The organism is Variovorax sp. WDL1 (assembly GCF_001541225.1).
Taxonomy (GTDB): domain Bacteria; phylum Pseudomonadota; class Gammaproteobacteria; order Burkholderiales; family Burkholderiaceae_C; genus Variovorax.
This window is the reverse complement of the sequence record NZ_LMTS01000132.1, coordinates 59767-71166: the sequence shown is the minus strand read 5'-3', so window position 1 is coordinate 71166 and position 11400 is coordinate 59767. Positions and strand designations below refer to the sequence as shown.

Below are 11400 nucleotides of genomic sequence, written 5' to 3'. Positions count from 1 at the left end.
GCCCCAGCAGGAGCCCGGGCCGCAGACCGCCTTCCGCGGCGCGCAACGCCTCTGACTTGTCGCACGCGAATCCGCAGGAGAGCCCCGAAGCCCCGAAGCACCGCAGCAAGGCAACGCTTCACCGCTTTGGTTCGCCGCAGCCCATCGCGGTGCGGGTAACCCCTGACGTTCGGAAAAACTGAAGCTTCCTCAGCGATCATGTGAATTGTCTAGACCACCGGCCCTCCCTACGATCCATCGCGTCGCCCGTTCAACGGGGCATAGCACGGAGCCACGGATGTCCAACAAGGTCTTGCTGATCAAACCCTATTCGGCCTACGAGCGCGAACAGACGCCGTCCGAAGACGCGGAGCTCACCCGCGTCGAACGCGGCTCGCCGGCCGGTGAATACCTGCGCCGCTTCTGGCAGCCGGTGGCGCTGTCCTCCGAAGTCGGCGAGCTGCCGATCAAGGTGCGCATGTTCGGCGAGACGCTGGTGCTGTTCCGCGCCAAGAACGGCCAGATCGGACTGCTGGAGCCGCATTGCAGCCACCGCGGCACCTCGCTCGAATTCGGCATCTGCGAGGAGAACGGCCTGCGCTGCTGCTACCACGGCTGGCTCTTCGGCGTCGACGGCACCATCCTCGAGACGCCCGGCGACCCGCCCGAGTCCACCCTGCGCCACAGCCTGTGCCACGGCGCCTACCCGGTGCACGAGTACAAGGGCCTGATCTTCGGCTACTTCGGCCCGCCCGCGCTCAAGCCCGAGTTCCCGATCTACGACTCCTACGAGCATCCGGGCGACCGCCTGGTGCCCTACTACATCACCTACCCCTGCAACTGGCTGCAGGTGCACGAGAACGTCATGGACCCGGCGCACGCCGTGTTCCTCCACACGCGCATCAGCTTCTCCCACTTCGCCGATGCCTGGGGCGAACTGCCGGAGATGGACTTCGTGCCCACCCCCGCCGGCATGATCTACGTGACCACGCGCCGCTGGGGCGACAACGTCTGGGTGCGCTCCAACGACATCCTGCTGCCCAACCTGGCGCAGGTGGGACATGTGTGGGAAGACGGCTCGACGCCCAAGGAGTTCGCGCGCGTCGCCATCACGCGCTGGACCACGCCGGTGGACGACACCACCTGCCGCATCATCGGCTGGCGCCACTTCCATCCCGATGCCGACCCGCGCGGGCTGGCCGACGAGAGCCTGTGCGGCCCCGAGTCGGTGGACTTCTACGGCCAGGGCGGCAATCGCCCCTACGAAGAGCGCCAGCGCATCCCCGGCGACTACGACGCGCAGATCTCGCAGCGCCCGATCGCCATCCACGCCCTGGAGAACCTCACGCGCTGCGACCGCGGCGTCGCCATGCTGCGCCAGCTGCTGCGCCGCCAGATCCGCCGCGTGGCCGAGGGCGGCGAGCCCATGCTCTCGCCAGTGCGCAGCGGCGGACTCATCCCCACGTACACGCACGACACGGTCGTGCCGGTGCCCGCGCGCGGCGATGACCGCGAAGCCGACGCCGCGCTGCTGCGCGCCGTGGGCAAGGCCATCACCGACATCGTCGTCAAGGGGCCGCACCAAGAGCAGCCCGACCGGCTGCAGCAAGTGCGCACGCTGATCCGCGAGTTCGCCGAACGCCAGCGCGAGACCGTGGCCTGAGCGCCTTTCAAAACACAACCGATCGATCATCCGAGGAGAGTCTGTCCATGCCATCCCCCATCCACCCCGGCCGCGTCGACTGGACCGGCGAGAACCCCGGCATCTACCTGAAGGAGACGCAGGACGGCCCCTGGACCGGCCTGGCCACCTTCTTCCGCGTGGTCTATTCGCCCTACGGCATGGGCAGCGGCGTGCTGGTGCTCGACCAGCCCGGCGAGGCCCGCGGCCTGCCCGAGGTGCACAACTTCTGCATCAGCGACAACGAGGCGCTGGCGCGCTTCCTGGTCGACAAGTTCTTCTCGCGCTTCGCCTCCTTCCGCGTCTCGCCCGGCATCGGCGCCATCAGCTACCTCGCGGCCACCGAGGTCCAGCGCGCCGGCGACACGCGCTCGCGCTACCAGGAGATCGTGAAGTCCGATGGCTTCGAGGTGGTGATGACCTGGGGCGGCCTGGGCCAGCCCTACGCGGTCGACATGCCGGCCGAAAAGGGCCCGACGAAGGAGCACCAGATGTACAGCCTGTTCATCGACGCCTCGGAGGCCGAGGTCACCATCAACGGCAAGCCGCTGAAGGGCCGCATCGCGATCCGCGACTTCGCCGACACCAAGAAGAGCACCGCCTTCCTCGCCTTCTCCGAGTCGTGGATGCAGGTCGCGCCCTCGGGAACGCCGGCATGACCGAGTTCTTCCAGTACCTGGCCTCCGGCCTGGTGGTGGGCTGCATCTACGGCCTGATCGCCATCGGCTACACGGCGGTCTACAACGTCACCGGCATCGTCAACTTCGCCCAGGGCGATGCATCGATGCTCGGCGCACTCGGCGCGGTCGGCCTGCTGGGCTTCGGTGCCTCGCTGCCCGTTGCCATCGGCGCTTCGGTGCTGCTGGTCGGCCTGCTCGGCGTCGTGATGGAGCGGGTGGCGATCCGGCCCGCGGGCCCGGACGTGATGCGCGGCATCATCATCACCATCGGCGTGGGCGTCGCCTTCCAGGGCGTCGCGGTGATCGTCTGGGGCACCGATGCGCAGCCGCTGCCCGCCTTCTCGGGCGAGCAGCCGATCAGCCTCGGCGGCGTGACGGTTCCGCCGCAGGCCTTCTGGATCCTGGGCAGCGCGGCGCTGCTGATGGTGGCGCTCTACGTGTTCTACACGCGCACCTACCTCGGCAAGGCCTACCGCGCCTGCGCCATGGACCCTCGCGCCGCCGGGCTGATGGGCATCCCCACAGGCGCGATGCGCGGCATCGGCTTCCTGCTGTCGGGCCTGACCGGCGCCATTGCCGGCGTGATCGTCGCACCCATCGCGCTGATGCAGTACGACAGCGGCATCTCGCTCGGCATCAAGGGCTTCGTGGCCTGCATCATCGGCGGCTTCGGCAATCCGATCGGCGCCGCACTGGGTGGGCTGGTGCTCGGGCTGCTCGAGGCCTTCGCCACCGGCTACCTGAGCTCGGGCTTCAAGAACGCGATCGCGTTCGTGATGCTGCTGGTCTTCCTCTTCCTGCGACCGGGCGGCCTGCTCGGCGAACTCGGCACGGTGAAGCGATGAAAAAGCTGCTGCTCCTGGCCGCCTTCCTGGCCGCCGTCTACGCGGTGGGCAACGCCTACCTGACCAACCTCTTCGTGGTGGCGGCGCTGTTCGCGCTGCCTGCCCTGGGCCTGTCGCTGCTGATGGGCTATACCGGCCAGATCTCGCTCGGCCATGCGGCCTTCGTGGGCCTGGGCGCCTATGCCTCGGCGGTGGCCACCAAGTCGCTGGGCCTCGATCCCTGGCTCGGGCTGGTGCTTGCCACCGCGCTTTCGACGCTGGTGGCGTGGGGCATCGGCTGGCTGGTGTTCCGCCTGCGCGGCCATCACCTCGCGATGGCCACGCTGGCCTTCGGCATCATCGTGCACGTGGGCTTCGTCGAGTGGCGCTCCGTGACCGGCGGGCAGGACGGGCTCTCCGACATCAAGCCGTTCGCCATTGCCGGCTTCGCGCTGAGCTCCGACATGGCCATGTACCCGCTCGCCTGGCTGGCCTGCCTCGCGGGCATGCTGCTGGCGGGCAACCTCGTGCAGTCGCCGGCCGGCTTGAGCATGCGCGTGGTGGCCGAGAGCGAGCCGGTGGCCGGCTCCATCGGTATCGCGAGCGCGCGGCTCAAGCGGCAGATCATGGCGCTCAGCGGCGCCTACGCCGGGCTCGGCGGCGCGCTCTATGCGCACTGGCTGGGCTACATCAGCCCGGGGCCATTCGACGTCGGCTTCTCGATCCGGCTGTTGCTGATCGTTGCCCTGGGCGGCTTCGCCAGCATCTGGAGCGTGCTCTTCGGCGTGTTCTTCGTGGTGCTGATCAGCGAGCTGCTCAAGCCCTTCGGCCGCTACGACGTGGTGATCTACGGCGTGCTGCTGGTGGTGGTGATGATCTATTGCCCACGCGGGCTGCTGGCCGGGCTGATCGACCTGTACAGGCGCTTCGTCCCCGCGGCGAAGGAGTCGACTGCATGAGCGCGAAAGAAATCCTCCTGGACGTGCGAGCGGTGAGCCGCCGCTTCGGCGGGCTGCAGGCGCTCGACAACGTGTCCTTCGATGTCTACCGCGGCGAGATCCTCGCCCTCATCGGCCCCAACGGCGCGGGCAAGTCCACCATGCTCAACGTGATCTCGGGCGCGGTGCCCGCGAACAGCGGCGAGGTGCACTTCAAGGGCGAGCGCATCGACCACCTGCCGCCCGAGCAGGTCAACCGCCGCGGCCTGGCGCGCACCTTCCAGGGTGCCGAGGTGCTGCGCGGCCTGTCCGTGCGCGAGAACGTGATGGCGGCCGGCGTGGCACGCACGCACAGCGGCGTGCTCGACGGCCTGGTCGGCATCGGCCGCGCCGCGCGCGTGCAGAAGCAGCTGCGAGAAGAGGCCCTGCGGCAGCTCCAGGTGGTCGGCCTCGACCACCTCGCCGGAGCGCCGGCCTCGAAGCTCACGGCCGGCCAGCAGCGCCTGCTCGCGGTGGCGCGCGCGCTGGCCACGGGCGCCGAGCTGCTGATCCTCGACGAGCCCGGTGCCGGCCTCAACACGGTGGAGAAGAACCTGCTGGTCGAGGTGATCCTGCGCATTCGCCAGCGCGGCACCACGGTGGTCTTCGTCGAGCACGACCTCGGATTCGTGGGCCGGCTGGCCGAGCGCATGGTGGTGCTCGACCACGGCCGCATGATCGCGCGCGGCCTGCCTGACGATGTGCGTGCCGACCCGGCCGTGATCGAGGCCTACCTCGGCAACACGGACGTGGCCGCCACGGTGCGGCCGGCCGCCACCGCCTCGATCGCGCCGCAGCTGCTCGGCATCGAGGGGCTGGGGGTGCGCTACGACGGCCTCACGGCGCTGGACGAGGTCAGCCTGGAAGTGCGCCAGGGCGAGATCGTCGCGCTGATCGGCGCCAACGGCGCGGGCAAGTCGACACTGCTGAAGGCCATCGCCGGCGCCGAGCCGCCGGCCGCCGGCCGGCTGCATTTCAACGGAGCCGATCTCGCGGGCGTGCCGCTGGAGGCGCGCGCGGGCCTCGGCATCAGCCTCGCGCCGGAGGGGCGCGCCCTGTTCCCCGCGCTGAGCGTGCGCGACAACCTGCTGGTCGGGCGCTATGCGCAGGTGCGCAAGGCCGGGCTCATGAACCTGCTGTGGCCCATGGGCCGCGCCGCGGCCGAGATGGACGAGGTGCTCGAGGAAGTGCTGCGCTTCTTCCCGCGGCTGCGCGAGCGGCTGCACCAGCAGGCCGGCACGCTCTCCGGCGGCGAGGGCCAGATGCTCGCGATCGGCCGCGCGCTCATGAACCGGCCCAGGCTGCTGATGCTGGACGAGCCTTCCTTCGGCCTCGCGCCGCAGGTCTCGCGCGAGATCCTGGAGTCGCTGCCGCGCCTCACGCAGCTGGGCGTGACCGTGCTGATGGTGGAGCAGAACGCGCGCTCGGCGCTGCAGGTGGCGGACCGCGCCTACATCCTGGTCAACGGCCGGCTCGTGGCACAGGGCAGCAGCCGCGAGCTGCTGGAGCGCCCGGACATCACGCAGGCCTACCTCGGCTGGGGCGGCGAAGATCCGGCGGCGGCGAACGACCCGATGGTGGCGGTGGCATGAAGACGCAAGCGGACGCCCTCGCCTTCGACGCCATCACGCGGGTACGCCCGCGGCTGGTGGACCTGCGGCCTGCCGGAGAAGCCATCGAGTTCCCGCAGCGCACCGTGCTGCACGCCGGCCCGGCCTTCGAGAGCCCTGCCGCCGTGCCGGCCCCGGTCGCCAACTCGGCCGCCGCAGCCCTCGTGTTCGAAGGCTGGGCCGAAGACCGCCCGCAGGCGCTCGCGATGCTGTCGGCCGGCGAGGTCCGCCTCGCACCGGCGCAGGACCACCGCTGCGCCGTGCCGCTGGCCTCGGTGCTCTCCCCTTCGCAACAGGTGCAGGTGGTGCACGATGCCGCGGGCACGGCCAGGCCCGCCCATGCGCCGCTCAATGGCGGCAGCGGCCCGGCCCTGCGCCTCGGGCTGCCCGGCCCCGAGGTGGTGGCGCACCTGCGCTGGCTCAACGGCCCCTTCGCCGATGCCATCCGCCCTGCATGCCGGCGCGGCATCGACCTGCTGCCGGTCGCCGACCAGGCGCTGGCGCAGGGCGACGACTGCCACGGGCGCACGCAGGCCGCCACGGCCCTGCTCCTGCAGGCCTTCTCCCTGCCGAGCGGCGAGGCGCAGCAGTTCCTGTCGTCGTCGCCGAGCTTCTTCCTCAACCTCTGGATGGCCGCCGTCAAGTGCATGCTGGGTGCTGCCGAGGGCGTCCCCGGCAGCGCCTTCGTCACCGCCATGGGCGGCAATGGCGTGCACATGGGCTTGCAGCTGGCGGGCCGGCCGGGCCGCTGGTACACGGCCCCGTCCTCGCCGCCGGTGGACAAGCTCGAGGACGGCATCGCCGAATCCGACCGGCTGCCGGCGATCGGCGACAGCGCGCTGATCGAAGCCTTCGGCCTCGGCGCCATGGCCTTCGCCCATGCGCCGCTGCAGCAGCAGGCGCTCGGCGCCTGGCTGCCCGAGCCGCCCGAGCAGCTCGCGCGCGCTTTGCTGTGGGACGTGCATCCGGCCTTCGCCGTATCGCATGCGCGCTGCGGCCTGTCGGCGCGCACCGTGGCCGACACGGGCAAGGCGCCCGTGGTGGCGCTCGGCGTGCTGGACGCACAGGGCCGGCGCGGACGCATCGGCGGCGGCATCTGGCAGGCCTCTGCCGCGCACTTCGAGCACGCGCTCGCCGATCTCGACATTCACTGATTTCTGCAAACCTGAAGGACCCACCATGAAACGCTTCACAGCCCTTGCCTTCGCCCTGCTCGTCTCGGCCGGCGCCCACGCGCAGGACATCAAGATCGGCGGCCTGCTCGAAACCTCGGGCTTCGTCGCCTCGCTGGGCCAGCCCGGCCTCGACGGCGCCATGCTCGCGGTCGAGCAGGTGAACGCGGCCGGCGGCATCAACGGCCGCAAGGTGCAGTTCGTCAACGTCAACTCGGAGAGCGACAACACCAAGACGGTGTCGGGCGCCAAGCGGCTGATCGAGCAGGAGAAGGTGGTCGCGATCGTCGGCCCGATGAGCAGCGGCTCCTCCTTCGCGGTGGTCGACACCATCGAGAAGGCCAAGGTGCCGATGATCGCCAACGGCGCCTCGCGCGGCATCGTCCTGCCGCCCGAGCAGAAGAAGTTCTCCTTCCTCGCCCCGCTGACCGATGTGGTGGTGCAGACCGCGATGCTCAAGGACATGCAGGCCAAGGGCATCAAGAAGATCGCCATCCTGAATTCCGACGTGGCCTTCGGCACCAGCGGGCGCGATTCGCTGGAGAAACTGGTGGGCGAGTACGGCGTGCAGATCGTCGGGAAGGAAACCTTCGGCAATTCCGACACCGACATCTCGCCGCAGTTGACCAAGATCCGCGGCTCCGACGCGCAGGCCACGGTGGTGTGGGCCACCGGCCCGGGCCTCGCGATCTCGACCAAGAACCACCGCGCGCTGGGCATCAAGACACCGCTGTACCTCGCGCACTCGGCCAACGACTTCAACTACCTGCGCCTGGCCGGCGACTCGGCCAACGGCGTGCTGCTGCCCTCGTCGAAGCTCTACGTCACCGGCTCGCTGGCCGCCGGCGACGCGCAGAAGCCGGTGGTGGAGCGCTTCGTGCGCGACTACGAGAAGAAGTACGGCAAGCTGCCCGCCACCTTCGCCGGCAATGGCTACGACGCCGCGATGCTGCTGATGGAGGCGATCCGCAAGGCCGGCACCGACCCGGTCGCCGTGCGCGACGCGATCGAAGGTACGAAGAACCATGTCGGCGTGACCGCGCTCTACGCCTATGCGCCCGACGACCATTTCGGCACCAGGCCCGAAAGCGTGGTCATGCTGACGGTGAAGGCGGGCAAGTTCGAACTTGCCTCGGCCCAGTAAGCAGCGAGCCGGCGATGCGCCGTAACGCGGATTCAGCTGGCGGTGAACGCCAGGTCGTCGACCAGCGTGGTGACGATCTCCACCACCGCCGCTGCGGCGCGCGTGAAGCGATAGCGATGCGAATGCGCCAGCACCAGGTTCGGCGTGCGCAGCGTGGACTCCAGCTCGCGCGAGTGGGTGTTGGGCGGGCAGAAGTTCAGCAGCGAGAAGCCGTGGCCGCTGGCGACCAGTCCCAGCAACATGGTCATCGAGTAGACGCGGTGCGCGATGCGCGGCGCCACGCCGTCGGCACTGAAGGCCGAGAGCATGTAGTTGCGCGTGCGCGGCAGGTCCAGCAGGATCAGCGGCTCGGTCGCGAGCTCGCGCACCGAAAGCTTCGACCTGCGCAGCAGCGGATGGCCCGCCGGCAGCACCACCTGCAGCGGCGCGGGCCGCAGCACGATGCACTCGATGCCCGAGGGCACCTCGAAGTCGTACATCAACGCCAGGTCGAAGGCGCCGGTCTGCAAGCCTTCGAGCAGGTATTCGTGATGGCCCTCGTGCCAGAACATCCGCGCCTTCGGAAAGCGGTCGGCGAACTGCCGCATCAGCGGCGGGATGACGAAGGGCGCGAAGGAGAACAGGCAGGCCAGGTGCACGTGGCCCTGGATCTCGTGCTGGTCCATCAGCCGCCCGGAGCCGAGCTCCCACGCCTGCTGCAGCAGGTTGCGGCACTCCACGGCGAAGGCACTGCCGGCCTCGGTCAGCACCAGGCCGCGCGCATGCCGGCGCTGGAACAGCTGGACGTTGAGCGTGGCCTCGAGGTGCGCGATGGCGGCGGAGACCGCGGGCGCCGACACATGCAGCGCGTCGGCCGCCTTGTGGAGCGACTGGTGGCGCGCGACCGCGACGAAGTAGGAGAGCTGGCGCAGCGAGAAGTCGGGCGCGCGGATCTCCGTGCTGCCCTCGCCTGCCGTTCGATCGCCTTGTACAGAGGGCACTGCGCTTCCGGGACGGTGGGGAAAATTCATTCTAGTCCGAGCTGCCACGAGGACCGCGCGTGATGGACACCAATCCCATCGCATTCGAGCCTGCCGGCAGGCCGCCGAGCTTCGAGGATGCGCAGATGCATCGCAGGCACGTCAAGACACGCCTGGCCGCGGGCTTTCGCCTGCTGGCGCGGCATGGCCTGAACATCGGCGTGGCAGGCCATGTGAGCGTGCGCGATCCGATGATGCCGGACCACTTCTGGGTCAACCCTTTCGGCGTGCCCTACGCCACGATGCGGGCCGACGCCCTCTCGCTGGTGCGGCACGACGGCCAGGTGGTGAAGGGCGCGCCGATCAACGCGGCGGCCTTCGCGATCCATGCGGAGATCCACCGCGCGCGGCCCGAGGTGATGTGCGCCGCGCACGGCCATCCGGTGCACGGCACCGCATGGGCTGCTCTCGGCCGGCCGCTCGCCCCGATCAACCAGGACGTGTGCGCCTTCTTCGAGGACCACGTCGTCTTCGAGGAGCCGATGGGCCTGGTGCTCGGCATGGCCGAGGGCCAGCGCATTGCCACCGCGTTGGCACGGCACAAGGCCGCCATCCTGCGCAACCACGGCCTGCTGACGGTCGGGCACACGGTGGACGAGGCGCTCTGGTGGTTCGTGCTGATGGACCGCTGCTGCCGCATCCAGCTGCTGGCCGAGGCCGCAGGCTCGCTTCATACCCTCCCGGCCGAGCAGGCGCGCGGCGTCGCCCGCCAGGTCGGCACCCCGGACTTCGGCTGGTTCCAGTGCCAGCCGCTCATGGCCGAAGTCCTCCACGCTTCTTCTTCTCTCTCATGAAAACGCCAACGATGAAAGCCTGGCTGGTGGACCAGCCCACCGGCATCGCCGCGGTCCAGCGCCTGGAGGTGCCACGCCCCGTGCCCCAGGCCGGTGAAGTGCTGGTGCAGGTCACGGCAGCAGCGCTCAATTTCTCCGACTTGCTGATGCTCAAGGGCCAGTACCAGGTGAAGCCGCCGCCGCCCTTCTCGCCCGGGCAGGAGATCGCCGGCCGCGTGGTCGAGGCGCCGCCGGGCAGCACGCTGCGCGTGGGCGAGCGCATCGCGAGCAAGGTGGAATGGGGCGGCTTCGCCGACTATGCCGCGGTGCGCGAGATGATGGCGATCCGCCTGCCCGAGGGCCTGGACGATGCCGCGGCCGCGACGCTGCCGGTGGTGTGGCCCACGGCGTGGATCGCGCTGCACGAGCGTGCGCGGCTGCAGCCGGGCGAGACGGTGCTGGTGCACGCCGCGGCCGGCGGTGTGGGCCTGGCCTGCCTGCAACTGGTGCGCGCAGCGGGCGCGCGCGCGATCGCACTGGTCGGCAACCGCTCCAAGTTCGAGGCTTGCCGCGCTGCCGGTGCCGACGAGGTCGTGAGCATGGAAGACCCCTGGAGCGACATCGTGCGCGAGCACGGCGGCGCCGACGTGGTGGTCGACACCGTGGGCGGCGAGGCCACCCTGCAGAGCCTGCGCTGCATCGCGCGCAACGGCCGTCTGCTGCTGGTGGGCTTCTCCAGCGGGCAGATCCCGCAGATCCCCGCCAACCGCCTGCTTCTGAAGAACCTCTCGGCGCTGGGCGTCTACTGGTCGCACGACTGGAGCCTTGCGCAGGTGCAGCGCGCCGTCGATGCGCTGCTGGACCTGCATGCACGCGGCGCGATCCGCATCGCGCCGGGGCGCAGCTACCCCTTCGCGGAGCTCCCGCTGGCGCTTCGCGACCTGGCGGCGCGCGGCACGGTCGGCAAGAGCGTGCTGCTGGCCGATTCCTCGGAAGCCATGCCATGAACAACCGACCGGCATCCGCAGGCCCCCACCCGGTGCGCGCGCCGCGCGGTGCGCGCCTGAACACCGCCGACTGGAGCATCGAGGGCGCCCTGCGCATGCTCATGAACAACCTCGACGCCGAGGTGGCCGAGCGGCCCGAGGAGCTGGTGGTCTACGGCGGCATCGGCAAGGCGGCGCGCAACTGGGAGGCCTACGAGCGCATCGTCGCCAGCCTCGAGCAGCTGCGGCCGGACGAGACGCTGCTGGTGCAGTCGGGCAAGCCGGTGGGCGTGTTCCGCACGCACCCGGGCGCGCCGCGCGTGCTGATCGCGAATGCCAACCTGGTGCCGCACTGGTCTACCGCACAGCACTTCAACGAACTGGAGCGCCAGGGCCTGATGATGTACGGCCAGATGACGGCCGGCTCCTGGTTCTACATCGGCAGCCAGGGCACGGTGCAGGGCACCTACGAGACCTACTGCGAAGTCGCGCGCCAGCACTTCGGCGGCGAGCTGGCCGGCCGCTGGCTGCTGACCGCGGGCCTGGGCGGCATGG

General features: G+C 70.1%; 10 protein-coding genes and 1 pseudogene. 10 read left to right on the top strand and 1 reads right to left on the bottom strand.

All coding sequences use genetic code 11. The features are described 5' to 3' along the window. The first annotated feature begins 277 nt into the window (after positions 1-277). From APY03_RS18500 to APY03_RS18470, 7 genes are read left to right on the top strand one after another with little or no spacing between them, the layout of a single operon-like run. Entirely contained in the window at positions 278-1642 is a 1365-nt protein-coding gene (locus APY03_RS18500) for an aromatic ring-hydroxylating dioxygenase subunit alpha (RefSeq protein ID WP_068678839.1), read from the top strand. A 47-nt stretch (positions 1643-1689) separates the two neighbouring features. Further along, positions 1690-2319: a hypothetical protein gene (locus APY03_RS18495; protein WP_068678837.1), complete on the top strand. Its 630-nt coding sequence runs from the start codon at positions 1690-1692 to the stop codon at positions 2317-2319. Next, a complete protein-coding gene (locus APY03_RS18490) occupies positions 2316-3185 on the top strand; it encodes a branched-chain amino acid ABC transporter permease (RefSeq protein WP_068678835.1) in 870 nt (289 codons plus the stop codon). Before APY03_RS18495 ends, APY03_RS18490 begins: the two co-directional genes overlap by 4 nt. Next, positions 3182-4123, top strand: a complete 942-nt coding sequence (locus APY03_RS18485; protein WP_068678833.1) for a branched-chain amino acid ABC transporter permease — start codon at positions 3182-3184, stop codon at positions 4121-4123. Before APY03_RS18490 ends, APY03_RS18485 begins: the two co-directional genes overlap by 4 nt. Next, a complete protein-coding gene (locus APY03_RS18480) occupies positions 4120-5733 on the top strand; it encodes an ATP-binding cassette domain-containing protein (protein ID WP_068678831.1) in 1614 nt (537 codons plus the stop codon). Before APY03_RS18485 ends, APY03_RS18480 begins: the two co-directional genes overlap by 4 nt. Beyond that, positions 5730-6905: a DUF1116 domain-containing protein gene (locus APY03_RS18475; RefSeq protein ID WP_068678829.1), complete on the top strand. Its 1176-nt coding sequence runs from the start codon at positions 5730-5732 to the stop codon at positions 6903-6905. The genes APY03_RS18480 and APY03_RS18475 overlap by 4 nt, the downstream gene beginning before the upstream one ends. A gap of 25 nt (positions 6906-6930) precedes the next feature. After that, complete coding sequence (locus APY03_RS18470) at positions 6931-8067, top strand: ABC transporter substrate-binding protein (RefSeq protein ID WP_068678827.1); 1137 nt, start codon at positions 6931-6933, stop codon at positions 8065-8067. A 32-nt stretch (positions 8068-8099) separates the two neighbouring features. Here the strand turns inward: APY03_RS18470 and APY03_RS18465 are convergent, their stop codons facing one another. Then, positions 8100-9047 (bottom strand): LysR family transcriptional regulator, encoded by a 948-nt coding sequence (locus APY03_RS18465; protein ID WP_232081295.1) that lies wholly within the window; start codon positions 9045-9047, stop codon positions 8100-8102. 62 nt (positions 9048-9109) lie between these two features. Between APY03_RS18465 and APY03_RS18460 the strand changes: the two genes are divergently transcribed. The 3 genes and pseudogenes from APY03_RS18460 to APY03_RS44045 form a co-directional block, all read left to right on the top strand. Next, complete coding sequence (locus APY03_RS18460; protein ID WP_068678825.1) at positions 9110-9880, top strand: class II aldolase/adducin family protein; 771 nt, start codon at positions 9110-9112, stop codon at positions 9878-9880. An 11-nt stretch (positions 9881-9891) separates the two neighbouring features. After that, positions 9892-10866, top strand: a complete 975-nt coding sequence (locus APY03_RS18455; protein ID WP_068678823.1) for an NADPH:quinone oxidoreductase family protein — start codon at positions 9892-9894, stop codon at positions 10864-10866. Beyond that, positions 10863-11400, top strand: a pseudogene (locus tag APY03_RS44045) (urocanate hydratase); the annotation flags it as partial. The gene APY03_RS18455 and the pseudogene APY03_RS44045, both read left to right, overlap by 4 nt.